Annotated in this window: 21 protein-coding genes; 5 read left to right on the forward strand and 16 right to left on the reverse strand. The window is 56.8% G+C overall.

The window, feature by feature from the left end:
* The first annotated feature begins 44 nt into the window (after positions 1-44).
* The 3 genes from HNR64_RS15825 to HNR64_RS15835 all read left to right on the forward strand — a co-directional run bounded on the left by HNR64_RS15825 (position 45) and on the right by HNR64_RS15835 (position 4,936).
* A complete protein-coding gene (locus HNR64_RS15825; protein WP_204997380.1) occupies positions 45-1,268 on the forward strand; it encodes a glycosyltransferase family protein in 1,224 nt (407 codons plus the stop codon).
* Complete coding sequence (locus HNR64_RS15830; protein ID WP_204997381.1) at positions 1,265-3,016, forward strand: alpha-amylase family glycosyl hydrolase; 1,752 nt, start codon at positions 1,265-1,267, stop codon at positions 3,014-3,016. Before HNR64_RS15825 ends, HNR64_RS15830 begins: the two co-directional genes overlap by 4 nt.
* A 126-nt stretch (positions 3,017-3,142) precedes the next feature.
* Positions 3,143-4,936: an acyl-CoA dehydrogenase C-terminal domain-containing protein gene (locus HNR64_RS15835; RefSeq protein ID WP_204997382.1), complete on the forward strand. Its 1,794-nt coding sequence runs from the start codon at positions 3,143-3,145 to the stop codon at positions 4,934-4,936.
* 66 nt (positions 4,937-5,002) lie between these two features.
* Here the strand turns inward: HNR64_RS15835 and acs are convergent, their stop codons facing one another.
* The 13 genes from acs to dksA all read right to left on the reverse strand — a co-directional run bounded on the left by acs (position 5,003) and on the right by dksA (position 20,907).
* Positions 5,003-6,940: an acetate--CoA ligase gene (gene acs / locus HNR64_RS15840; RefSeq protein WP_204997383.1), complete on the reverse strand. Its 1,938-nt coding sequence runs from the start codon at positions 6,938-6,940 to the stop codon at positions 5,003-5,005.
* A 191-nt stretch (positions 6,941-7,131) separates the two neighbouring features.
* Positions 7,132-9,291, reverse strand: a complete 2,160-nt coding sequence (locus HNR64_RS15845; protein ID WP_204997384.1) for an FAD-binding protein — start codon at positions 9,289-9,291, stop codon at positions 7,132-7,134.
* Between the two features lie 251 nt (positions 9,292-9,542).
* Positions 9,543-9,923, reverse strand: coding sequence for an aspartate 1-decarboxylase (gene panD / locus HNR64_RS15850; RefSeq protein WP_027873044.1), 381 nt, complete (start codon positions 9,921-9,923; stop codon positions 9,543-9,545).
* 35 nt (positions 9,924-9,958) lie between these two features.
* Positions 9,959-10,843 (reverse strand): pantoate--beta-alanine ligase, encoded by an 885-nt coding sequence (panC, locus tag HNR64_RS15855; protein WP_027873043.1) that lies wholly within the window; start codon positions 10,841-10,843, stop codon positions 9,959-9,961.
* Between the two features lie 268 nt (positions 10,844-11,111).
* On the reverse strand, positions 11,112-11,903 hold the full coding sequence (gene panB, locus HNR64_RS15860) for a 3-methyl-2-oxobutanoate hydroxymethyltransferase (protein WP_204997385.1): 792 nt from the start codon (positions 11,901-11,903) through the stop codon (positions 11,112-11,114).
* Between the two features lie 18 nt (positions 11,904-11,921).
* On the reverse strand, positions 11,922-12,587 hold the full coding sequence (locus HNR64_RS15865) for a deoxynucleoside kinase (RefSeq protein WP_204997386.1): 666 nt from the start codon (positions 12,585-12,587) through the stop codon (positions 11,922-11,924).
* Complete coding sequence (gene folK, locus HNR64_RS15870) at positions 12,577-13,083, reverse strand: 2-amino-4-hydroxy-6-hydroxymethyldihydropteridine diphosphokinase (protein ID WP_204997387.1); 507 nt, start codon at positions 13,081-13,083, stop codon at positions 12,577-12,579. Before folK ends, HNR64_RS15865 begins: the two co-directional genes overlap by 11 nt.
* On the reverse strand, positions 13,080-14,468 hold the full coding sequence (pcnB, locus tag HNR64_RS15875; protein WP_204997388.1) for a polynucleotide adenylyltransferase PcnB: 1,389 nt from the start codon (positions 14,466-14,468) through the stop codon (positions 13,080-13,082). Before pcnB ends, folK begins: the two co-directional genes overlap by 4 nt.
* 361 nt (positions 14,469-14,829) lie before the next feature.
* Entirely contained in the window at positions 14,830-16,263 is a 1,434-nt protein-coding gene (locus HNR64_RS15880; RefSeq protein WP_027873039.1) for a sigma-54-dependent transcriptional regulator, read from the reverse strand.
* 72 nt (positions 16,264-16,335) lie between these two features.
* Positions 16,336-19,326, reverse strand: coding sequence for a sodium:solute symporter family transporter (locus tag HNR64_RS15885; protein WP_204997389.1), 2,991 nt, complete (start codon positions 19,324-19,326; stop codon positions 16,336-16,338).
* Positions 19,319-19,492, reverse strand: coding sequence for a hypothetical protein (locus HNR64_RS15890; RefSeq protein WP_204997390.1), 174 nt, complete (start codon positions 19,490-19,492; stop codon positions 19,319-19,321). Before HNR64_RS15890 ends, HNR64_RS15885 begins: the two co-directional genes overlap by 8 nt.
* 68 nt (positions 19,493-19,560) lie before the next feature.
* Positions 19,561-20,430, reverse strand: a complete 870-nt coding sequence (gene gluQRS / locus HNR64_RS15895; protein ID WP_204997391.1) for a tRNA glutamyl-Q(34) synthetase GluQRS — start codon at positions 20,428-20,430, stop codon at positions 19,561-19,563.
* 39 nt (positions 20,431-20,469) lie between these two features.
* Positions 20,470-20,907 (reverse strand): RNA polymerase-binding protein DksA, encoded by a 438-nt coding sequence (dksA, locus tag HNR64_RS15900; RefSeq protein WP_027873037.1) that lies wholly within the window; start codon positions 20,905-20,907, stop codon positions 20,470-20,472.
* Between the two features lie 200 nt (positions 20,908-21,107).
* On the opposite strand from dksA, the gene HNR64_RS15905 reads away from it, so the two are divergent.
* Positions 21,108-22,262: a pyridoxal phosphate-dependent aminotransferase gene (locus HNR64_RS15905; RefSeq protein ID WP_239547925.1), complete on the forward strand. Its 1,155-nt coding sequence runs from the start codon at positions 21,108-21,110 to the stop codon at positions 22,260-22,262.
* Between the two features lie 27 nt (positions 22,263-22,289).
* Positions 22,290-22,898 carry an NUDIX hydrolase gene (locus HNR64_RS15910; protein WP_338061864.1) on the forward strand — a complete coding sequence of 203 codons (609 nt, stop codon included), beginning with the start codon at positions 22,290-22,292 and terminating at the stop codon, positions 22,896-22,898.
* On the opposite strand, the gene HNR64_RS15915 is transcribed toward HNR64_RS15910, so the two are convergent.
* The 3 genes from HNR64_RS15915 to hemB all read right to left on the reverse strand — a co-directional run bounded on the left by HNR64_RS15915 (position 22,860) and on the right by hemB (position 25,426).
* Positions 22,860-23,486 carry a hypothetical protein gene (locus HNR64_RS15915; RefSeq protein ID WP_204997393.1) on the reverse strand — a complete coding sequence of 209 codons (627 nt, stop codon included), beginning with the start codon at positions 23,484-23,486 and terminating at the stop codon, positions 22,860-22,862. The genes HNR64_RS15910 and HNR64_RS15915 overlap by 39 nt on opposite strands.
* Positions 23,487-23,592: 106 nt before the next feature.
* Positions 23,593-24,330, reverse strand: coding sequence for a TIGR04219 family outer membrane beta-barrel protein (locus tag HNR64_RS15920; protein ID WP_204997394.1), 738 nt, complete (start codon positions 24,328-24,330; stop codon positions 23,593-23,595).
* Between the two features lie 85 nt (positions 24,331-24,415).
* The gene (gene hemB / locus HNR64_RS15925; protein WP_204997395.1) at positions 24,416-25,426 is read right to left on the reverse strand and encodes a porphobilinogen synthase; all 1,011 of its coding nucleotides are present in this window, start codon (positions 25,424-25,426) and stop codon (positions 24,416-24,418) included.
* Positions 25,427-25,435: the final 9 nt, after the last annotated feature.

Here is a 25,435-nt window from a genome sequence, read left to right on the forward strand (position 1 = left end):
GCGAGGCGGCACGCACAGACGGACAATAACGACAGGGAAACCCCATGGCAGATTTTTATCAAAACGGCATCATCACCACATTGCATAATCTGGTTGATCGCCCCATTGAAGCCCTTGAGGCAGAGCTCAGCCAATTCGCGCAACATCGGCCGATGGCGCTGGTGTTGCCATCGCTGTTCTCCGAGCTTGAGGGACCGGCACTGGCGAATATCATTGATGAAATCGCCAAAGTCCCCTACATCAACGAGGTGGTGATCGGCTTAGACCAAGCGGATGAGGCGCAGTACCGCCACGCCTTGGCCTTTTTCAACCGCCTTCCTCAGCGTCACAGAGTGTTATGGAATGATGGTCCGCGCCTGCGCGCCCTGGATGCCAAACTGCAAGGGCGCGGGCTGGCGCCGCTCGAGGCGGGCAAGGGGCGAAACGTTTGGTATTGCCTCGGCTACATATTGGCGTCTGGCGACAGTGAGGCGATCGCGCTGCATGACTGCGATATATTGACCTATGATCGACGCCTGCTTGCACAGCTGTTTTATCCGGTTGCCAACCCCGCTTTCAACTACGAGTTTTGCAAGGGTTTCTATGCGCGGGTTGCCGACGGCAGGATGAATGGCCGGGTTAGTCGCTTGTTGGTGACCCCCTTGATTCGCTCACTCAAAAAGATTTTTGGTGATCTCGATTACTTGGAGTATTTGGATAGCTATCGCTACCCCTTGTCCGGAGAATTCTCCATGCGACGAGACGTGCTCAATGACCTGCGTATCCCCAGCGACTGGGGGCTGGAGATCGGCGTACTGTCGGAGATGTACCGCAATTACTCGACGAACCGTCTCTGTCAGGCAGACATCGCGGATGCCTACGATCACAAGCATCAATCACTGTCTGCCGATAACGACGCCGGTGGCTTGTCGAAAATGTCTATCGACATATCCAAGGCGATTTTTCGCAAGTTGGCGACTACCGGCGTGGTGTTTAACAGCGAGACCTTCCGCTCCATCAAAGCAACGTATTTTCGCGTGGCCTTGGACTTTGTTGAGAGCTATCGCAATGACGCCGTGATGAATGGTCTGGACCTGGATCTTCACCGAGAGGAAGAGGCGGTGGAGTTGTTTGCCGGCAATATTGTTAAAGCGGGCAATGATTTTCTCGACAACCCGATGGAGACGCCCTTCATTCCCAGCTGGAACCGCGTGTGTAGCGCTGAGCCCCGACTTCCCGGCGAATTGCTGGCGGCGGTGGACGCTGATATGGCCGAGTACAGCCAATGACAGGTAGCGACGCCCAGCAGCACTTGAAAGACAAGCTCTATGCGCATGTTGAGCATATCTACCCCGCTGAAAATGCTGACAAGCTCGTAGAAAAAATGATTGCGCTGATGGACCTCAATCAGCGCTGTTTTATGCCTGAGCCACACAAGAACCTGTGGGACGAGCGCGACTGTTTAATGATTGCCTACGGCGATTCATTGCTCAAAGAGGGGGAGTGGCCGCTGCATACCTTGCACGACTTCTTGCGCAGCGAATGCCGTGGGGTGATCAGTGGTGTGCATATCTTGCCGTTCTATCCTTGGAGTTCTGATGACGGCTTTTCGGTTATCAACTACGTTGAGGTGAATCCGGCGCTGGGTGAGTGGCAGGACGTGAGCGCCATTGCTCGCGACTTCGATCTAATGGCTGACTTGGTCGTCAATCATTGCTCCAGCCGCAGTCAGTGGTTTGAAAATTACAAGCAGCGCCGCCACCCGGGAAAGGACTACTTCGTAGAGGGTGACCCGCAATGGGACCTGTCTGCGGTGGTCAGGCCGCGAACCAGCGATTTGCTGGCGGAGGTGCAAACGCTAGACGGTAAGCGCCATGTCTGGTGCACCTTCAGCCACGACCAGGTTGACCTCAATTTTCGCAACCCCGAGGTGCTGCTGGAGTTTGTGCGCATTATTCGGCACTACCTGGATCAGGGGGTAAAAATTTTTCGTCTCGATGCGGTTGCCTTTCTGTGGAAGGAGGTCGGTGGCAGCTGCCTAAATTTGAGTCAGACCCACGAAATTGTCAGGCTGTTTCGCAGCTTGGTTGAGCACGCCGCGCCAGATGCCATTCTGATTACAGAGACGAATATCCCGCTGCGAGAAAATTTGGCCTACTTCGGCAACGCCAATGAAGCGCATCTGGTGTACAACTTCTCATTGCCGCCACTGCTGCTCAATGCGCTGGTCAGCGGTGACAGCGCCGCGTTGACTAACTGGATGATGGGAATGCCAGCGGCGCAGGACGGTACCAGTTACTTCAACTTTATTGCCTCTCACGACGGCATTGGTTTGCGCCCGGCCGAGGGCTTGTTGAGCGATGCCGAAATTGATGACCTGGTGGCGCTGATGCAGCGCAGCGGTGGCCGGGTGTCGTGGCGCGCCTTGGGTAGTGGTGCCAGTCGCCCCTACGAGATTAACATTAGCTTGTTCGATGCGATGCGCCAGCGCCAGGGCGCGGGCGAGGATGGCTTCCAGGAGGCGCGTTTTCTCTGCGCTCACGCTTTGATGCTGGCCCTGCAGGGCATACCCGCGTTTTATATTCACAGCCTATTGGCGACGCCTAACGATGAGCAGCGCGTAGCGCATAGCAACCACAACCGCGCGATTAATCGTCACCAGTGGCAGGCTGACGAGCTCGCCAGCGCGCTGGCGGAGGGCGGTCATCACCGGCGGATATTCGATACCCTTAAAGCGATGATTCGTCGGCGCGCTCAGCAGCCGGCGTTTCACCCCAATGCCGCCCAGTACCCGCTTCACTTGGGCAGCGCCCTGTTTGGCCTGCGCCGAGAGAGCGTTGTTGAAGGCGCAGAGCAAACCCTGCTGGCAATCTACAACCTCAGTGCGGACACGCAGCGACTGCCCCTTGCCGAGCTGAATCTCGATGCTGGCTTGCGCTGGCGGGAATTGCTCAGCGGCGCGGAGATTGGCGCCGAGCGCGGCGATCTAATGCTGCCGCCCTATGCCTACTGCTGGCTGGCGGCTGACGCCGAGTAAGGGCGGCCGGCCGCTAGGCGCACGAACTGTTCTTGTATTGACCCCCAATGTTACTCAACCGTTTCGGCGTATCTGCTATGCTTCGGCCTCGTTTTGTCCAATAGATTATGCACCACGAGGTTCGTGATGGCCGATTATAAAGCTCCCCTGCGTGATATCGATTTTGTCTTGAATGACTTCCTTAATAGTGAACAACACTATGCTGGTCTGCAGGGCTGTGAGCAGCTTAGCAGTGACCTGATGGATGCGATCATTAGCGAAGGGGCCAAGTTCGCAGAGAACGTCGTTAACCCCATTGCCGCTACTGGTGATGAGCAGGGCTGTAAATTCGTTGATGGTAAGGTCTCTACGCCAGATGGTTTCAAGGAAGCCTTTCGCCAGTGGGGCGAAGGCGGCTGGCAGGCCTTGGGTGTACCTGCTGAAGACGGTGGCCAGGGCTTGCCTTCGTCGCTTGGCACGGTGATTGGTGAAATGGTCGGCGCCCCGAGCTGGGCATTCAGTATGTACGGCGGCCTCGCATTGGCTCCCGTTACCTGCCTGCTTAACGGCGGCACTGAGGAGCAAAAACAGCGCTATCTCCCCAAACTGCTAAGCGGCGAGTGGGCAGGCACAATGTGTCTGACCGAGGCGCACTGTGGCTCCGACGTCGGCCTGCTGCGCACAAAAGCCACCAAGAATGACGATGGTACCTACACCCTGCAGGGCACCAAGATCTTTATCTCGGGTGGCGAGCAGGATATGACCGACAACATCATTCACGCCATTTTGGCGCGTGTTGACGGGGCGCCTGAGGGCACCAAGGGCGTGTCACTGTTTATCGCGCCGAAATACTGGGTGAATGAAGACGGCTCAACGGGCGACTTCAACAACATCAACTGCGGCTCCATTGAAAAGAAAATGGGTTTGAAAGCCTCGGCGACCTGCGTAATGAACTACGACGGCGCGCGGGCGGTGTTGTTGGGCGAAGAGAATCGCGGCTTGGAAATTATGTTTAAGCTGATGAACTCCGCCCGTTTGGGGACCGCCTTGCAAGGGCTGGCCATGGGTGAGATCGCCTATCAGGGTGCGATGGATTATGCCCGCGAGCGTTTGCAGATGCGCTCATTGACAGGGCCGAAGAACCCAGATGGCCCCGCCGACCCGATTATTGTTCACCCCGATGTGCGCCGAATGCTGCTTACTCAGAAGGCCTTTGTGGAAGGCCAGCGCGCGTTCATCTACTGGTTGGCTCAACAGGTGGATTTAACCAAGCACGGCGATGAAGAACAGCAGGCACACGCGGGCAAGTTGTTGGAGTTACTGACACCCATTGCCAAGGCATTCTGTACGGAAACGGCCCAAGAAGTTACCTACCTTGGCATGCAGGTATTTGGTGGTCACGGCTACATCAGTGAGCACGGCATGGAGCGCATCGCGCGTGATAACCGCATCTCAACAGTGTACGAAGGAACCACTGGTATTCAGTCGCTGGACTTGATTGGCCGCAAGGTAATGGGCAGCGGTGGCGAAGTGCTGCGTCACTTTACCAAAATCATTCACAAGTACTGCGAGTCTCACAAAGACAACAGTGCGATGACTGAATTTGTTGAACCGCTGGCGGCGCTGAACAAAGAGTGGGGCGAGCTCACCATGGCGGTGGGTGAAAAAGCGATGAACAATGCTGACGAAGTCGGCGCGGCGTCGGTGGATTACCTGATGTACTCCGGTTATGTCGCATTTGCCTACATTTGGGCGCAAATGGCCGAGGTGGCCCAGCAGAAATTGGATGCCGGTGAAGACAACGGTCTGTACCGAGGTAAGGTTAAAACGGCGCGCTTCTACTTCCAGCGCCTGCTGCCGCGCACTGCAACCCACAAGGCGGCTATGCTAGCGGGGGCTGACGCGTTGATGGATGTTAGCGAAGACGAGTTTGTCTACTGAGACAACGTTGTCTGCTAGCAAAAAAAACGGAGCCTTATGGCTCCGTTTTCGTTTCAGCTTATGGGGTTAGCGGTTGAGCCGCTGGTCGATCAGCTGGTCGACAACCGAGGGGTCGGCCAGTGTTGAGGTGTCGCCGAGGTTCTCCAGCTCATTGGCGGCAACCTTGCGCAGGATGCGCCGCATAATTTTGCCGGAGCGGGTCTTGGGTAGCCCCGGTGCCCACTGAACCAGGTCCGGTTTTGCGATGGGGCCGATTTCCTGCACGCAGAGCGCGGTGAGTTCTTTAACCAGTTCCTCGCTGCCTTCTACGTCATGCATTAGCGTGACGTAGGCATAGATACCCTGGCCCTTCACATCGTGGGGGTAGCCGACCACTGCCGCTTCGGCGACCTTGTCGTGCAGTACCAGAGCGCTTTCAACCTCGGCGGTACCCATGCGGTGGCCGGAGATATTCAGTACATCATCGACGCGGCCGGTAATCCAGTAGTCGCCGTCTTCATCGCGGCGCGCGCCGTCACCGGTGAAATAGTAGCCGGGGTAAGCGCTAAAGTAGGTGTCGATCATCCGTTGATGGTCGCCGTAGACGCTGCGAATTTGGCTAGGCCAGGAGCGTTTGATTACCAGCAGGCCTTCACCGGGGCCTTCAATTTCGTTGCCTTCGGTGTCCAGCAGGGCGGGCTCAACGCCAAAGAAGGGCTTGGTGGCTGCTCCCGGCTTCATGTCGGTGGCGCCGGGCAGGGGGGTGAGCATATGCGCGCCGGTTTCTGTTTGCCACCATGTGTCTACGATCGGGCAACGTTTGTCGCCAACAACGCGGTAGTACCACTCCCAGGCTTCTGGGTTGATCGGCTCACCGACGGTGCCCAGCAGTCGCAGACTACTGCGCGAGCTGCGCTCCACAAATTCATCGCCTGCCCCCATGAGTGCGCGAATTGCCGTGGGTGCTGTGTAGAAAATACTGACATTGTGCTTGTCGATGACCTGCCAAAAGCGCGAGGCATCGGGGTAAGTGGGTACGCCCTCAAAGAGTAGCGTGGTCGCGCCATTAGCCAGTGGGCCGTATACGATATAGCTATGTCCGGTTACCCAGCCGACGTCGGCGGTACACCAGTAGACCTCGCCGTCTTTGTAGTCAAAGACGTATTTGTGGCTCATGGCTGACTGCAACAGATAGCCAGCGCTGGTGTGCAGCACGCCTTTAGGTTTGCCGGTTGAGCCGGAGGTGTAGAGGATAAATAGAGGCGCCTCGCTCTCGACGGCCTCAGGGGCGCATTCGGCGCTTGCCGCCTGGGTGGCTTCTTCGTAGCAAACGTCGCGGCCTTCCTGCCAGCTGACATCGGCGCCGGTGCGGCGCACCACAATACAGCTGTCGACGGTGGGGCAGTCGGCGAGTGCTTTGTCGGCATTCTCTTTCAAGGGAATTGCCTTGCCGCCGCGAACACCCTCATCAGCGGTGATCAGCATTTTGCATTCGGCGTTCTGAATGCGGTCTTTCAGTGCCTCGGGGGAGAACCCGCCGAATACCACTGAGTGCACGGCGCCGATGCGGGCGCAGGCCATCATGGCGTAAGCCGCCTCGGGAATCATCGGCATGTAAATGCATACTCGATCGCCCTTCGTCACGCCGCGTGCTTTCAGCACGTTGGCGAGTTTGCACACCGCGGTGTGCAGTTCGCGGTAGCTGATATGAGCGCTGTCGCTGGGGTCGTCGCCCTCCCAGATAATCGCCGTTTGATCGCCGCGGCTTTCCAGGTGCCGGTCGATGCAGTTATAACTTACATTCAGCTTGCCACCGTCAAACCAGCTGGCTTCTCCCTTGGGGAAATCGTACTCACAGATATTGTTCCAAGGCGTGTCCCAGCTCAGCATTTCACTGGCTTGTTGCGCCCAGAAGGTGTCTGGGTCGTCGATGGATTGCCGATACATTTCTTCGTAGCGATCGCGATCAATATGCGCATCACGGGCAAAGGCTTCGGGTACGGAGTGGGGAGTAAAAGTCGTCATGGCGCATCCTGTTTATTGCATTTATTGTGGCTGCCGGAATCCATTAGGCAGCGACCGATGCATTGAGCATACCTGCTGATAACACGCCGTTGAAGCCCAAATAGACTAAAGTCGAAGGGGATTTTTTAGCGATATTTCCGCTCGAATGGGCGGATGGTGGGGCAAAAGGGCCCGAAGGCCCTGTGCGCGAGCTACCAGTGTTCGGGGTAGTCGAAGTTGGGGTATTCAAGCCCGATGCGCTTGGCGTACTCATTGGCGAAAACCCCATTGGGGTCCAATTTTGCCAGCACTTTATTAAAGCGGCTGAGGCGTTTGCCGTAGTCGTAAACGCCGAGTTCACGTTGCAGGTCGAAGGCCCATTCACGATTCTTTGCCCAGTGGGCTCGAGCGCCGAAGTCTTCAATCAATACCGTGACATACTCCACAAAGGGTGCCATATACGCTTCCAGCTCTGCGTCGCTGAAACCGGCCGGCACGTAGATCGGCATCTCAATGTGGACGACATGGCTGTTGTCTTCAAATGGGCCGCCGGTGCCTGTGTAGGCCATGAGAGTGTGGTCCTCACTTTTTGCGTAGCGGGTGAAGACGCCGACAAGAGGAAGCCGAACGTCAAGGTTCTTGCGGTTCTGGCCGTGCAGGAAGCGGTTGATATATTCCATGGCGGCGGCAGCATTGGCGCGAGGAACCGCGACTTCCCAGTCCATTTGGAAGAAGCCGTCTTGGCCGTCGACCAGGGGGCTGGTAATCATTCGGTGTTGGGGGCCAATAACATCGGCGCTGAATACCGTTTTTCCGTCTTGCTCTTTGGTAAAGGGCGGTTGATTCACAAACTGCAGATAGCGGAATCGCTCCATTACCCCGTCGAGATACCCGCCAGGGTTACACGCGGCGGTGTGCATGGCCTGTTTGAAGAAGGGGAAAATCTGCGCGGGCACGGAGGGGTTCAATAGGCGATTCTGGGCGCCGGGCTCGGCGGCGGCGGTTGTTTCTTTGCCGCAGGTTCGCACGACCTTGCCAACACCGGGATACCAGTTGTACTGGCCGAAATCACACTGCTTAATGTTCTCCCAGGCTGAATCGGGGCCGTTGTTAAACAGGTAGTCGTCATCGTGGTAGGTGACTTTGACGTGAAGGTTTTTAGTGTCTTGCACCTCGATTCTCAGACGGGTGACAACGCCGAGATAACCGAGGTTGGCGGTCAGGGCTTTCCACTCGTCTTTATTCGTTGTGCCGCGAGAGAAGTGTCGCAACTGCCCGTCCGCGGTCACGACGTCCATGCTGACCACGCTGTGGGAAAGCACGGTGCGATGCTTGGGAGAGCTGCCGTGTGAGCTGGTTGCAATATGCCCTGCTACGGTGGGAAATGCGTAACCCAGGTGGGTGTAGCCAATGGACTTGCCGCGAGGATGCAGCCATTCCGAGAGATCCCACATCAGTGTGCCCGCGGGCACGTTGACAACGTCGACGCCTTCAAAGGTCTCCAGTTGTATGCCCATATTGGGGTTGTGCATCGTGAGCTGTGCGGTGCTGATTAATACGCCATCGGTGCACATTACATCGGTCGCGGAATGGGCTTTGCCTGTGACCTTCACGCGTTTCCCAGCCGCGGCAGCTGCACTCACCAGTTGTTTTACCTCGTCAACGCTACTGGGGGTATGCAGTGTTTCAATGTCGTCGCACAGGGTTTGGTAGTTGTAAGAGGCGAGTTGCCAATCGCCGCAGTCGGCGGGGCAATTGTCGGCGGTCTCGAGGGCGTCGCACATCTGGTTGCCGCAGCTGGCGGCGATCTCCAGACTAGGGCATGTGGCAAGCCCGCCGATATCGCCAACTAAAAGAGGGAGCTCGGTCAGTAGGCCAGGCAGATCGCTATCTCTGAAACGATAGACGACCTTGTCCTCAGCGCTGCCGCCACAGTATTCCCCATTTGCTCCCACCGAGCAGGCGAGTACCGAGAAAGCTTGAATGGGCACAATGGTGTCTTCGTCAAACCGATAGTTGAGTTCGCCGCTCTCGGCGGGGAGTTCGGTAATCAGGGCGGGTGTGCCGAGCAGCGGTAGGCTGAGGATTTTGTTGCCTTGCGTATCTGCCCAGTACAGCCGGTAGTGCGTAAGGGCCTCCCCGTTGACGGCGGGGGTCAACTCAATCCCCTCCGCGGTGAGTTTGTCGGGAATAAGCTGCTCACCGGCGGTATAGGTAAAGCTAACCGCTTGGGGGAGCGGTAGTGTTTCGCTGCCGCCGCCGAATAGGGCGCCTAAGTTCAGTGCTTGTGCTGACATGCTGGCAGTAACCATGGCGCAGGCTGCCGCGCAGCGGCGCAGAACAGGCAAGCGACTGCTAAGAAAGTGCTTCATAGATTTCCTTATTTTTGTATTGGAGGCAAGGCGCAGCCGCATACAGCGAATGGATCACTGCGATGGCGCGCGGTGCTGCCGTTGTTATTGTTGTTATGCTGCCGCAGGCGCTGGGCCCCGGCAGGTGCTGGCAAATAGTAACGAGGTAGGGGGGCAAGGCAATGTCTCAGCCTCGCGAAATGTGAGCAAGTCTATAAATTGGCAATAAAAAAGGCCCCATAAGGGGCCTTTAAGGAAGTCTGTGAGCGAGTTTACGCAACCTGTACAGGGATGGCGTTGCTCGAGTGACTCACGGTATTGTCTTCGTTCATATAAATCAGGCGCGGCTTGAAGTTAAGCAGTTCCGCTTCGGTATAGCTCGCGTACGCGCAGATAATAATAGTGTCACCGACGCCGGCCTTGTGGGCGGCTGCACCGTTAATGGAGATGATGCCACTGTTATCTTCACCGCGAATGGCGTAGGTCGTGAAGCGTTCACCATTGGTGACGTTGTAGATTTGAATCTGTTCAAACTCACGAATGCCAGACATGTCCAGCAGTTTGCCATCTATGGCGCACGAGCCCTCGTAGTTTAATACCGCATGGGTCACGCGAGCTTTATGGAGTTTGGCTTTCAGCATAACGGACTGCATAACGCTGTTCCTTTCTCTTCGGTCTCGGCCGGGGCTTAGTTAGCCGCCAGCATGCCCCAGTCGGCACTGGGATTCAGGGTCAGGGTGACGTTGTCGATAAGCCGCGTCGAGCCGAGCTTAGCGGCGGCTAGTATAACAACTTCTTCTGTGTCCGGGCGAACCTGCTCTAGGCTGCGGGCATCACAAATATTTACATAATCGGGTTCAAAGCCGCCGTCCTTGAGCGCCAGTTTGGCGTAGAGCTCAAGGTCGCTGTAGCTGTCGTAGCCGCAGGCGATGGCTTCGCGCATTTCTTGCAGCACCCGGTGCAGCAGGGGCGCGGTATTGCGCTGGCTATCGTCTAGGTAGCCGTTGCGCGAACTCAGAGCCAGGCCGTCTTCAGCTCGGGCAGTTGCCACACCAATAATGTTGATGGGCATGCAGAGATCCTTAACCATCTTGCGGATCACGCTCAACTGCTGAAAGTCTTTTTCACCAAACACCGCAGTGTCTGGCTGAACCATATTGAACAGTTTGTTCACAATAGTCGCCACACCGGTGAAGTGGCCTGGGCGACTGGCTCCGCAGTGCTGTTCCGACACGGCGGGAACGGAAACTTTGGTGTGCTGCTCCATGCCTTCTGGGTAGATTTCTTCCACCTGAGGTTGGAACAGGAACTGGACGCCTTCAGCGAACAGTTTCTCTTTGTCAGCCGCCAGGGTGCGCGGGTAATTGCCTAGATCCTCGCTAGCGGAAAACTGCAGCGGGTTGACAAAAATACTCACGACAACGACATCGGCCTCGCGAGCCGCGCGTCTCACCAGCGATAAGTGGCCTTCGTGCAGATTACCCATAGTGGGAACGAAGGCAACAGTTTTACCTGCGCGGCGAGCGGCGGAAAGTGCTGCCCTGAGCGCTGCGGTTGTGCTGTATGTTTTCATACCACCTAACTTCCCAATCTCGATCTTTACGCGCTTTGCGTAAAGGCAGTTTGCTGTGAAGTCAGTCCGCTGATTCTGCGGGCTGGCGACCTTTCCACCGCGGTGCGTTTACACTGCTTACATTGGTCACAAACTGACCAGTTCTACGGTGGCGGGCAAGTATGCCCCAAGAGCAATGGCCGTTCAATGCCTTGGTAACAAAAAATTCATGGCATTGTTACCGCTCAAAAGTGTTTCGCTGGGTAACAGTTTCAGGGATTTCAGCCGCTTAGTCAAAACCGTGTTCGGCGGCGGGAAAGCTGCCATCAAGCACTGCGCTGCGATAGCGCTGCAGGGCGTGTTCGATGCTGGAGCTGTCCTGGGCAAAGTTGCGGACAAAACGGGCGGTTTTCTCGGTGATGCCAAGCAGGTCATGCAGCACCAGTACTTGCGCGTCGGTTTCAGCGCCGGCGCCAATGCCGATAACGGGGATGGCAAGGGTTTGGCTGATTTGTTTGGCCAGTTGGCGGGGTACGCATTCCAGCACCAGCATTGCGGCGCCGGCAGCTTCTAGTGCTTTTGCATCGTTGATGATGCGCTGGGCCTGGTCATCGTCGCGCCCCTGTACGCGGTATCCACCGAGCACATTCACCGACTGAGGCGTAAGCCCAAGGTGTCCGCAAACCGGAATGCCTGCACGACTTAGCAGGCGGATGTCGTCGCAGAGCCAGTCTCCGCCCTCTAATTTGACCATCTGTGCGCCGGCGCGCATCAGTTGCGTTGCATTGTCGAGGCATTGCTGAGTGCTGTGGTAGCTGGCGAACGGCAGGTCGGCGATGATGAGTGGTGCTGAGCAGCCGCGGGCCACGCAGGCGGTATGGTAGGCCATGTCATCGACGGTCACGGGGATGGTGGAGTCGTGGCCTTGCAGGACCATTCCTAAGGAGTCGCCAACAAGAATGACTTCAATCTCGGCTTTCTCCACCAGGCGGGCAAAACTGGCGTCGTAGCAGGTGACAACGGCAAATTTCTCGCCACGCTGTTTTTTCTGCATCAGGCTGGGGATGCTGATTTTGCTCATAGTGGGCCTCGCGGAGACTCAGAAGAAGGTGGGGTTAAAGTAATGGCGGCCGCTGGGAATTTCCAGCAAATAGTCGAGTAGTTGCTGATAATCGCGGTCGTTGTGGGCGAAGTCTATATCTTCTGCGTTCACGATCAAGAGTGGCGAGGCGCTGTAATGAAGAAAATATTCGCTGTACGCCTCGTTTACCTGCTCCAGGTAATGGCTGTCGATATTGCGCTCAAAGCGAACGCCGCGCTGCTGGATGCGATCCTTGAGTACCTTGCTCGGCGCTTGTAGGTAAATCACAAGATCGGCCGGTGGCAGGTCGACGGCAAGTTGTTGGTAAACCTTTTGGTATAGCTCAAGTTCGTTGGCGTCTAAGGTGAGTTGTGCAAATAGCGGATCTTTTTGAAAGAGGAAGTCGGCGACGTAGCCCTGAGCAAAGAGGTCGCTTTGTTGCAGATCGCTGAGCTGCTGGGCGCGCTGAAACAGAAAAAACAGCTGTGTGGCGAGAGCGGCGTGCTGGCGATTGCTGTAAAAGCGCTCCAGAAAGGGGTTCTCGTCCGCCTTCTCTTCGAGGGTTGCGTAGCCTAATGATTCAGCAAGGCGCCGCATCAGTGTGCTTTTACCCACACCAATCGGGCCTTCTATAGCGATATGGCGTGGTGGTGCGTCGGACTTGAACAGCGGTCTATTCTGCATATTGCGACAGTTCTTCAGTGCCTATAAGCCAGAGTTCTTCGCTGCCTACCCACTGGTCGGCCGGGGCACTGAGCTGGCTGTGTTGCCGGGCAAGTTCCTCAGACAGGTCTGCCAGTGGGGCGAGTACGAAGGGGCGCATGGGCATGCGCGGATGCGGGATCTGCAGCGTGTTATTGTCTATGTGTTGTTCGCCGTACAACAGGATGTCCAGGTCTAGTGTGCGCGCGCCCCAGCGTACATCACGTTTGCGACCATGCTGATGCTCAATGCGTTGCAGGGCGGCGAGCAGGTCTTCAGGGGAGAGCGCGGTGTCTAGCGCGGCGACGGCATTGATGTAGTCGGGCTGTTCGCCAGGGCCGATAGCGCGACTGCCATAGAACCGTGAACTCTCCACTAAGCGGCTGCCCGGCAGCCGCCGCAGTGCGTTCAGGGCGCCGTAAATTTGTGCGAGCGGAGAGGCCTGGTTGCTGCCCAGGCCGATATAACAGCGAATCATGATGGCTTGCGCGGACCTCTGCGTCGACGTCTGGGGCGGCGGTTGCGCTCCCGCTCGGCGGCGTCGTTGGTGTGCTTCTGCATATCGCTGCGAGTTGTTGGCTGCGCCTCATAGAATGCTTGCCACCACTGGCTGAGCTGCTCGCTGACTTCGCCGGATTGCTCACGCAATAGCAGGAAATCGTAACCGGCGCGGAAATAGCGATGCTCGACTAATTGCGAGGCGCGTTTGCCGGACTGGCGCTCAAAGCGCAGCTGTAGCTCCCAAATGTCGCGCATAGGTAGCGAGAAGCGCTTGGGAATAGCAATGCGTTGCTGCTGCTTGTGGAGGCAGCGCTCGGCGGCTTGATGGAGGGCCGGAATCGGCGGGACGCCATCCTCCAGCACCTCTTTATGCAGCTTCTTCACGACTGGCCATAACAGTACCGCGTAAAGGAAGGCCGGGGTGACTGGCTTGCCTGCGGCAATGCGCGCGTCGGTATTTGCCAGGCCCTGATGGATGAGTTCTTGTGTTTCCGGGCACTCTTCATCAAGCAAGCGCTGAGTGGCAGGGAATAGTGGGGCGAATAGCCCGTAGCGCTGCATCAGGGCATACGTTTGCAGAGCGCGGCCACCCATGAATAGTTTTAGCACCTCGTCAAACATACGGGCGGCGGCGATATCGCCAAGCAGTGGCGCGAGTTCCCGCAAGGGCGCCTCTGTTGCAGCTTCAATGTCGAAGTCTAGCTTGGCGGCAAAGCGCACAACGCGCAGCATGCGCACAGGGTCTTCTCGATAGCGTGTTTCGGGGTCGCCGATTACGCGTATCAGTCTGCGTTCCAAATCTTCGATGCCGCCGACGAAGTCGTAGATGGCGAAGTCCCGGCTGGAGTAGTACAGCGCGTTAATGCTGAGGTCGCGGCGCATGGCATCTTCATCGATGCTGCCATAGACATTATCCCGCAGCAGCATGCCGGCTTCATTGCGTGCAGAGTGTTTGCCTTTCGGGCTGCTCTGCGAAGTCGGAGCATCGTGGCTGCCACGAAAGGTGGTCACCTCGATAACTTCGCGCCCAAAGCGGACGTGGACTATGCGAAAGCGCCGGCCAATGATGCGACTGTTGCGGAATAAGCCCCGTACTTGCTCGGGGGTGGCGTCGGTGGCGACGTCAAAGTCTTTGGGATCGCCGCCCAGCAGAATGTCGCGGACGCCGCCGCCTACAAGATAGGCCTCGTGGCCCGATTGGTTGAGGCGGTGAATGACCTTTAGGGCGCTGTCGCTGATCATGCTGCGCGACACGCCGTGGTCGTCGCGGGGGATAATAGTCGGGCTATGCGAACCTTTGTTGGAACGGCTTAGTTTGCCAGCGAGTTTTTTCCAAAGTCCTGAAACGGTGTTTGCGCTCATTGCTCTCGATGTCAGCCTGGAAGGGCAAAGCGAGTATTCTAGCACAAGCAGAACTGAAGGCGCTTTTTGGAAGGGGAAAGGTTTTCGAGGGGCCAGAAATGAAGAAGGGGAAAACAATGTCTTCCCCACCCAGGTCTTTTTACTACGTCTATTATTTTTATTTTTCCGCGTTCTTATTATTTTTATTGTATTTGTTATTCTTCTTTGTTGCTTATAAATGCACTGCCTGTGCCAACTTTTTATTTTGTATATAAATCAATGGGTTGTGTTTTTTTGGGTGTTGGCGGTGACGTGATTTTTATGGCCGGTTGTTACCTTAGTAAACGGTGTTTGTTACGCGCAGCTGGTTTGGGTAACGGTGTCAGTTGCTACTGGAGCGCGAGCTCTTCTTGCGCGGAATGCCCAAGCGTTGTCTTCTTTCCCACAGGCACTTTCGGCTAACACCGAGTTTCTGTGCGAGCTCTGTTTCGCTCATGCTGTCCTGATGTTCCAGTACGAAGCGTTGGAAGTAGTCTTCGAGTGACAGGTCTTCCGCGGGATCCGAGCTTCGCACTCTGCTGGGGCGGCTGTCTTTGCGATCGCTTCCCAGATTATTGCTGCTGCGATTGCGGTCGGGTTTGCGGCCGCGAATTTGGCTGATGTCTACCAGCTCCAGATCGATATCCAATAGCTCGTTGTCGATCTCATCGCCTTCGCAGAGAATCACCGCGCGCTCCACAGCGTTTTCCAGCTCGCGAATATTGCCGGGCCAAACGTAGGTGGTAATTGCTTGGATGGCTTTGGGACTGAATTTGAGTGGCCCCCGCCCCAGTGCCTCGCAGCGCCGGCTAAGCAGTGTTTCCGCGATTTCCAGGATATCCTTGCCGCGCTCGCGAAGAGGGGGGAGTTCCAGCTTCATCACATTGATGCGGTAATATAAATCCTCGCGGAAGCGGCCATTGTGGGCCATGTCTTTGAGGTCGCGGTGCGTGGCACAAATCAGCCGTACATCGACTTTGTTTGACTCCACTGAACCGATGCGGCGGATTTCGTCTTCCTGAATGAAGCGCAGCAGGCGCGCTTGCGCTTCCAGTGGCAGCTCGCCAATTTCGTCGAGGAAGAGCGTGCCGCCATCCGCGGCTTCGATAAGGCCGATGCGATTGGCGTTCGCCCCGGTAAAGGCACCTTTCTCGTATCCGAAAAGTTCTGACTCAATTAAAGTCTCAGGTATTGCCGCGCAGTTCACGCAAACGATGGGTTTGCTTGCGCGGGTGCTCTGGCTGTGAATGGCTCTGGCCACCAGCTCTTTACCGGTACCGGTTTCACCATGTACCAGTACGGTTGTGTCGGTGGGGGCTACGCGGTTGATGTATTCATATAATCGCTGCATGGGTTTGCAGCTACCGATCATGCCGCTGGTGTCTGCCTGCAGGGCTTTTTGCTGGCCAGGCATCGGCGGCGGATTGCTGGCGTTATCGGCAATGATGCGCGCGACGGTTTCCAGCATTTCATCGTGGTCAAAGGGTTTGGCAATATAGTCAATTGCCCCCTGTTTCATCGAGTCGACCGCGGACTTCAAGCTGGCGTAGCTGGTCATGATAAGAACCGGGCGCTCGGTTTTGCTAATCAGCTCCGTGCCCGGTGCGCCGGGCAGCCGCAGGTCGCTGATCAGTAGCTGGTAACTATTGAGGTCGAAGCGCTCCAGGGCCTCTTGAACCGAACCGGCCTCGTCTACCTGATAGTCGTTGCGTTCGAGCAGGCGCCGCAGCGCAAGGCGAATGACATCTTCGTCTTCAACGATCAAAATACGAGGCATATTGAGGACTCCATCGCTACATTTGCTTGCCTGAGTTCAGCCGAACAACATAACGCGTCCGGCTCTATATTTCTACTTTTCAGAGGGTGTTGGGGGAGCGCAGTCGCCGCTGAGGTGACAGGCCAGAGGCAGCCGGATATGGAAGCGGGTGCCGCGCTCAGCGCCGTCGTTATAGGGGCTTTCTACGCTGATTTCGCCGCCGAGGTCATCGATGATTCGATAGACCAGAGCAAGGCCTAGTCCGGTGCCTTTGCCAGGTTCTTTTGTGGTAAAGAATGGCTCGAATATCTGCTCGATCAAATCTGCATCGATGCCGCCGCCCTGGTCGCTGATTCGAATATGTGCCCAGGGACGGTGGTCGTCTGCATTGGCATCGATAGTCACCTGGCCGCCGCCGGGGCTGGCATCCCGGGCGTTGGTGAGCAAATTAATAAATACCTGCATTAGCCGTTGCTGGTCGCCGGCGACGTCGAGGTCAGTGGGGCATTGATTCACGAAGCGGACCTGCTCGGCGGCGCGATCGAGCTCGAGTAGCTGAATGGCCTCGGCGATGCAGCTGCGTATCGCAACCGCCTCTTTCGCTCGCGTTGGGTGTTCGCGGCCATTGTGCGCGAAGTTGACCAGGCTTTGCACAATGCTGCTAATGCGCTGGGTCTGCTTGACGATTTGTTCGGCGCTTTCCAGTAGTAGGGGGTCGTCGGTTTCATAGCGCAGGTTCTGGGCCAGGCTGGCGATACCGGTGACCGGGTTGCCGATTTCATGAGCAACGCCAGCGGCCAGTCGGCCGATAGAGGCTAGTCGCTCCTGGTGTCCGAGTTCTTTTTCCAGCAGCTGGGTGTCAGTGATGTCTTCAACGACGATAATCAGCTCGTCGCGCCCGGGCAGCTCGGAATCCGTTTTGTGGAGATTTAGCCAGCGGGGCGCGCCGTCGACAACAATGCCTGCCTTGCTCCAGTGTTGGTCTTTGCTCGCGCTGAAATCTCGCAGCAAGGTTTGCCACTCGGCGGGGAGCCCGCTGAGGCTGGACCCGGTGATATCGCCGCTGGCCACGCCGGTGATGGTCGCCATGCTTTTATTCCACAGCAGGATTTCCTGATCGGCGGCCAAGGCGCAGACGCCTGTGGGTAAATCTTCGAGGGTTTGGCGGTGGTACCGCCGCAGGGCGTCGAGGTCGGCGGCCAGCCCCGTGAGGTGGGCCTGATAATGCTCTAAGCGATCTTCGATGTAATTGATGTCTTCGCCCTCGCCCATCAAATTGCTGGCATAAGGCAGGCTGCGGTCGATGACCCTGCGGGCGATCGTCGGGCCGAGTAACGCAGAGAGGTTGACCTCTATGCGGTCGCGAATACGTCGCAGGGCGTAAGGGCGGGTCTCATTGTCGTCGAGTTGGAGTTCCTCCAGAGCCCGATCCAGCTCTTCCTTTGCGACGGCGCTGCCGAGCGACTCGGCAAGGCGGTGGCGCATCTCGTGAGCGCTTTTGAGCGTAAGTGCCTGGCGGCCAGGGCGGTTTAAGTCGTCAATGGCGCAGGCTTCTGCGGCGCTTTGTTCTTCTTTGGAGGTTTCACTTAATAGTGAGACGAGGATCATTACAAAGGCATTTAGCCCGAGTGAGAGTGTGGCGATCTCCATCCACTGCGGGCCTCGGCTGGGGTCGATGCCTGGCAGGGCAAGGATTAGCGCAGGTGTTTCCAGGCCAAATGCTGGTATCAGCAGGCCGAGTAGCCAGACAGAAAAGCCGGTAAGCAGTCCGGCGATAAAGCCGTTTCTGTTTGCAGAGGGCCAGTACATGACCGCCAGCAAACCGGGTAGAAACTGCGCGCAACCGGCGATGGAAATGACGGCCAGTGAGCTGAGCACTTGCCGCTCAGGGATAAGGACGTATAGCAAGTAGCCCAGCATGATGGTGGTGAATATCAGCAGCTGTCGCGACCAGAGCAATTGGCGATAAATATCGCCTGGGCGGCGCTGGGGGCTGTGTAGCGGCAGGACAATGTGGTTGAGGTTCATGGAGGCGGTTGCCAGGGTGGCGACAATAATTGCGCCGCTGGCCGCGGAGATCCCGCCAATGAATACGAGCAATGTGAGTAAAGGGCTATCAAGCGCGCTCAGCACGTGCAGCGCGGCATAGTCGCCGCTACTTTCCCCGCCGCCAATTGCCGTGCTTGCCCACAAAAGTGGCAGTACGGGCAGGCTGATAAGCAATAAATAAAGGGGGAGGCCCCAGCCTGCGCCGTAGAGTTTTTTGCCACTGGGGTTTTCCGCGAAGAGCATGTGGAAGACATGTGGCATGCACAGCGATGCCGAGAAGAACAGCACCAGCATCATGCGGGCATTTTCTCGCTGGCTGGCATCTCGTAATTTTTCAATTAACTCAGGCTGAGTTTGCAACCAATTCTGCATGTCGCTGAAACCGCCGAATATGCCAAATATCGCCGCGGCGCCCAGGCAAATAAAAGCGACAAGTTTAACCAGCGACTCGAATGCCAGTGCGACGACTAACCCCTGGTGGCTATCGCGCGAGGATAAATTGCGAGAGCCAAAGAGGATGGTAAACAGGCTAATGATCAGGCAGAACATAAATGCAGACAGGTGCCTGAACGTGCTGCTGTCAGTCTCAGATGCTGAGGGCGTAAGTAGTAGCGTGGCATCGGAGACTGTTTGAATTTGCATCGCCAGCAGCGGCCACATGGCGATGCTGCAGAAAACAGTCGTTAAAGAGCCTACCCACTGGCTGCGATAGCGGAAGCTCAACAAGTCGGCCAGTGAATGCAGCTGGTAGTTTTTGCAGATGTGATACAGCGGGGTAATAACGATCGGTAACAAAAACAGTGCAGCTGAAATGCCAAGGTAATAATTAAGGTAACCCAGGCCATAGGCCTTGGCCATGCCCGTTACGCCGTAAAAAGCGAAAGCGCTGGCGTAGACACCGAGCGACAAAACATAGACCGCCGGGTGATCAATTAACTTGCTCGGCAGCCAGCGATGCTCACTGGCATAAGCGATGGCAAACAAGGTGAGCAGATAGGCGAGCGCGCAGAGCAGCAGAACATTGGCTTCAAACATCGCGCTTGCGCCGATAGTTGGCCAGGAAAACAAAAACAATAACGGCCAGCCACAGTAAATGCAGTCGGTACCAGGCCTGCCCGCCGCTGTATATCCAGTGGTTCAGCGTGGGGGTGAACACCACCATGAAACAGAGCAGCAATAGTAGTGGGGCTTGTAAGCGCATGAGTGAGCCGTGTGCAGAGGTAATGGTGCGAATTATTACTGCCGCATCGGCAAACTGCAAAGCCTGTGTTAGCGCACGACGATATCGCTGTGGGGAATCGCACTGGCAGACCAATGCTGAGCCGCCCACGTTAGCACTGCATCAAGGCTCCCTAGTGGTGGTGGCGATGGCTGACCCAAGTAGCGCAACGCAGCGCGAATATTGTCCTCAGCGCAGCTGTTGTCTAGCGCCGGGGCGTGGCTGCGTTTGCTGAGTTTGTCCCCTTTGTCGTCGGTGAGCAGGGGGAGGTGGAGGTACCTTGGGTGCGCGTAGTTCAAGCGCTCTTGCAGCAACCATTGCCAGGCCGTGGAGCTGAGCAGGTCGCTGCCGCGAACGACATCGGTAATGCCGCTGTAGGCATCGTCGACGACGACGGCAAGTTGGTAGGCGAACAGACCATCCCGGCGCTTTAGCACGACATCGCCGCCGTCCTCGACGCGGTGTTGCTGTGGGCCTAGCAGTCGGTCCTCAATGGTATAGGTTTGGTGGTTTGTGCGCAGCCTGACGGCCGCGTCGTTGCGGTCCAGGGGGGCAATGCAGCTACCGAGATGAATGCCATTACGACTTGCCAGCTGCGCGCGCGAGCAACTGCAAAGGAAGGCGTGTTCGGCTGTCAGGAGTTGGTCCAGTGCATCTTGGTAGGCTCTCAGGCGATCGCTTTGCCAGAGTACTTCGCCATCCCAGAGCAACCGATGGGCTTTTAACGACTCGATAATGGCGTGGTCGGCGCCGACTTGTTCGCGAGGAGGGTCTAGGTTCTCTATACGTAGCAGCCAGTGGCCGTTGTGAGCGCGGGCATCTAAATAGCTAGCCAGCGCACTACACAGTGAACCGAAATGCAGGGGGCCGGTGGGCGAGGGTGCAAAGCGGCCGACATAGCCAGCGTGGGAGTGGGCCATACACAGAGACTTATGGGGCGGCGGTGGCCGCCCTGTCGTTTAACCGCGCTCCTGGCGCTCTTTAATTTCGTCCAGGGTTTTGCAATCAATGCACAGTGTCGCCGTTGGGCGTGCCTCTAGGCGTTTAATGCCGATTTCAATACCGCAGGTGTCACAGAAGCCGTAGTCGTCTTCATCAATAAGGTCGAGCGTGGCGTCGATCTTTTTGATCAGCTTGCGCTCGCGATCACGGGTGCGAAGTTCCAGGCTGAACTCTTCTTCTTGGGTGGCGCGGTCGGCGGGATCGGGGAAGTTCGCCGCCTCGTCTTTCATGTGAGTTACCGTGCGATCAACTTCCTCCATCAGTTCGGCCTTCCAGCTGAACAGGATTTTACGGAAATGATCTTTTTGCGCCTCGTTCATGTATTCCTCGCCCTTTTTGGGAACGTAGGGAACAAATGACTTAAGGCTTTCTTGTGCTGTGTCCTTTGCAGGCATGCTTGGCCCTCTTTATTAACAAGCCGTTAACCGCAGACCGCGGATGTGCGCGCGACGCTGTGCCGCCAAACCGGCAAAACTACCAGATAAGTGTAGTTGGTGCTACAGAAAAACGCGCAGAAAGCGATGTAGCGCTGCCGGTGGGTGAGGGGCGCTGTTACACTAGGGGGCTGAAAAACGGACTGGAGGTCGTTGTGGTAATGCGTTTCGCGGATCGTCTCGCTGATATTGAACCGTTTCGTGTTGTAGAGGTTCTCACTCGCGCCAAGGCCCTGCAGCAGGCCGGTGAGGATATTGTTCACATGGCGGCCGGTGAGCCTGACTTCACAACGGCAGAGCCCATCGTTGTCGCTGCGCAGCAGGCGTTGGCGCGGGGCGAGACTCAGTACAGTCCCGCTGCGGGAATTCCTCAGCTGCGCCAGGCGCTGTCAGACTATTACCGCAGTGACTACGGATTGGACATCGATCCGCAGCGCATCATGATCACGCCGGGCGCGAGTGGAGCGCTGATGTTGCTGGCGGGCCTGCTGGTCAACCCTGGTGAGGGAATGTTGATGACCGACCCAGGCTACCCCTGTAATCGTCACTTCCTGCGCTTGGTCGAGGGTGAGGGTCAATTGGTGCCGGTTGGTCCCGAGCAGCGTTATCAGCTCGATGCGCAACTTGCCGAGCAGCACTGGCGCCCCAATACCTGCGGGGTGATGGTGGCCTCGCCCGCCAACCCGAGTGGCGAGATACTGAGCGCCAGCCAATTGCGCGATCTGCACACGCTCTGCAAACAGCGCAACGGCCACCTCGTTGTTGATGAAATTTATCATGGCCTGAGTTTTGGCGAGGCGGCACCGAGTGTCCTGTCGATTACCGACGAGGCCTTTGTGATCAACAGTTTCTCAAAATACTTTGGTATGACCGGCTGGCGGCTGGGCTGGCTGGTGGCGCCGGAGTGGGCGGTGCCTCATTTAGAGAAGCTCGCGCAGAATTTATTTATTTCCATGTCGACGATGGGGCAGTACGGCGCTTTGGCAGCGTTTGCCCCTGAAAGCAGAGTGATTCTGGATGCGCGTCGAGACGAGTTTGCCCGTCGCCGCGACTTCTTGTACCCAGCGCTGCGCGACCTCGGTTTTTCGATTCCACATTGTCCGGCTGGGGCGTTCTACCTTTACGCGGGCATTGACCGGTTTGCCAAGGACAGCCAGCAATTTTGCCTGGAATTACTCGAGGAGCACGGCATTGCAATAACACCGGGGGCAGACTTCGGCCGTTACGGTGCAGAGAAGCATGTTAGGTTTGCCTATACCACCAGTATGGCGCAACTGGAAAAAGCGGTAGATCGCTTGCAACGCCTTTATGGCTAAGTTCTGGGAAACGCGAGGCTGAAAACGGTGAAAGGCAGCAAATTAACCCTGAAACATCTCATGTCGGCACTTAGCGCATCGCGCCCGCGCCGCCGCTGGTGGCGTCGTTGGGTTAAGCGCTCGGCGGTGGCGCTTGTGCTTCGCGAGCATGCTGATGAGTTAGAGGTTTTGATGATAAAGCGGGCCGAAAGGGAGGGCGACCCCTGGTCCGGTCACATGGGTTTTCCCGGTGGGCGCATGGATCCAGATGACATAACGGGCATTCGCACTGCAGAGCGCGAAACCTTGGAAGAGCTGGGTGTCGATTTGGAAAAGGCCGGTCATTGCATTGGCCGACTATCGGACTTGGTCAGCAGGCCTCATTCCGGGCGCCGGCCAATGGTGGTTTCGCCCTACGTTTACCGCTTGCATACGCCGGTGGGCATTACCCCCAATCACGAAGTGGCCGAAGCGGTATGGGTGCCACTGGCATTCTTAATGGACCACAGTAACCGCGAGCGAATGGAGTGGCGCAGGGGAAAGCTGGCGTTGAATTTACCCTGCTACTTTTATGGTGGTCGGCGGATATGGGGAATGTCCCTGGCGATGCTGGACGAGTTACTCGGTCTCGCGCCGCTCCCGCTCAAGCTGCCATAGGAATATTTTTGTATCGTTAAGCAGTTGGCGAGAGCCTGGCTGCGGACGAACGGCTTCGTTTAGCGTGGCGTCGCTGACTTCGCCGTTTAGCCACTGGTAAAACAAGGGCATGATGACAGGCGTTTTTTTGGGGTCGAGGTACTGCCAGCGGGTTGCCGTTAATATGTTACCGCTGACGCGTCCGCCTTTGACCGGGAGCCAATATACGCCGCAGCTGGACAAAAAGTAATCGCCTCGGCGGCCAAAACTGATGTTGGGCTTGAAGGGGTTAAAGCTATCTTCGGGCGGGGTGTCGATGCGCTGCGCCGCAATTACCCACTCGCTGCCCTCGCTGAACTGGTCGATTTCCGGGCGGCAGAGTTCACCAGTGTCTGCCCACAAGCGAATGTTCTCACGATACTCTTTTCCGGATAGGGTCTCTAATAACCTGAGGTCGGCGCTATTGCCTTTGGTGGCCTCAACACGCACATGCGCGAGCAGGTCTGCGTTGTCGTATACGGCTTTGAAGGGGCCCTGCCACAGGCAGTCGCAGGCGAGGACTGATGGGCTTAGCAATGAGAGTAGCAGTGGGCCGAATAATCGGAGCATGTTGTCGTACTCGGGTTATCGCGGGGCTATGTGATCATCAGACAAATAAAAACGCGCAGCGGTTCCCCGTACTGCGCGTTTGTGAAGCCTCTATTTACCGCGGGGCTTAGATGTCGATGTTAACGCCAAAGTAAATGCCATCGACAGTCACACTGGCTTCTTCGTCGTCATCTTCCAGCGAGACGTCAAAGTTGCGGTAGCCGACTTCCAGAGACACGATAGCCACTTCGTAGCCCAGTCCTACTGCCATGTCGGTCACGCTGTTGTCGCCAAAGCTAATCACATTGCCCACTGCCTGTGCATACAAACCGGTTAAGGGCAGGTTGAAACGTGCGTTACCGTAGAGCATCGGTACCGGCGCATCCAGCTCGATCGAACCTTCGCGGCCGGTGGTGGCCAGGCGAACCTCACCGTCGAACATACGAACCGTCAGGCCGACATCCAGGTTTACCCAGTTGTCCAACACTTCGTAGTAGAACGTGGCATCGGTATGCGTGAGGTCGGTCGTTGAATCGACGGTATCAGCCGCGGTGTAGACGTCTCCTTCGAACGTGAAAGTACGAGACAGGTTGTTGCGCTCAGAAATATCCAGGTCGGTGCGCTGCAGGCGGATATTAGGGAGTACCGGAATGGGGTGTTCCAGGGCGACGTAAATACTGGTGCCCGTCTCGTCGTCGTAGCCCAGGTCGTCGTTCATGTCGATGGCGTCTGGGCCTGATTGAACGTCACCTTCCCAGCTTTGCTTCCACTGATAGGCACCTGCTGTGGCACCGAGAATGTCGGCCTGTGTGCCGGCCGCGAATGTCGCTAGCATTGCTGCGGTCATCAATTTTTTGTTGATCATGCTCTTCCCCTGTTGTGGTCGTTATTTCTTGTTGTGCGTAACTATTGTTTTAGAACCATAAGTCCTCCCTGTTACAGGGTAAAGACTAGCGGTTCAGTAATATTGCCGCTTCTTTGGCAAAGTAGCTCAAAACACCGTCGGCGCCAGCGCGCTTGAATGACAGTAGCGATTCCAAAATGACTGCTTCGCGATTCAGCCAGCCATTGTCGAATGCTGCGCAGTGCATGGCGTATTCCCCACTCACTTGGTAGGCGTAGGTGGGGACACGCAGCTCATCTTTCACTCGGCGAACAATGTCCAGGTAGGGCATGCCGGGCTTCACCATGATCATGTCGGCACCCTCGGCAAGGTCGAGAGCGCATTCATGAAGTGCTTCGTTGCTGTTGGCGGGGTCCATTTGATAGCTGTACTTGTTGCCGCTACCCAGGTTGCCCGCTGAGCCGACGGCGTCGCGGAACGGGCCGTAGTAACTCGATGCATATTTGGCGGCGTAGCTGAGTATGCAGGTATTGATGTGCCCCGCGGCTTCGAGATTCTGGCGGATGGCGCCGATACGGCCGTCCATCATGTCAGAGGGGGCCACGACGTCGGCGCCAGCATCCGCTTGTGCGAGAGCCTGCTTACACAGTACTTCGGTGGTGATGTCGTTGAGTACATAGCCGTGCTTATCAATGATGCCGTCTTGGCCGTGCGTGGTGTAAGGGTCGAGGGCGACATCGGTAATCACGCCCAGTTCGGGCGCGGCATCTTTGACGGCTTTGATCGCTCGCTGCGCCAAACCGTCGGGGTTGTAAGCCTCTTCGGCGTGAAGAGATTTGCCGCCGTCGCCGACAACAGGGAACAGGGCAATCGCCGGTATGCCGAGCTCGACCAAGACTTTCGCTTCTTTGGCGAGCAGGTCGATGCTCAACCGCTCGACACCGGGCATGGACGCCACGGCCTCGCGCCGATTCTCACCCTCGTGGACGAACATCGGGTATATCAGGTCGTCCGGCGTGAGTGAGCTTTCGCGCGCCAGGCGGCGACTGAAATCAGCTGCGCGTAAGCGACGCATCCGCGTGGCAGGAAAAGCACCGCGTTGCAGGGAGGTCGTCATGATTTGCAT

This window comes from Spongiibacter marinus, assembly GCF_016906995.1.
In the GTDB taxonomy this organism is placed as follows: domain Bacteria; phylum Pseudomonadota; class Gammaproteobacteria; order Pseudomonadales; family Spongiibacteraceae; genus Spongiibacter; species Spongiibacter marinus.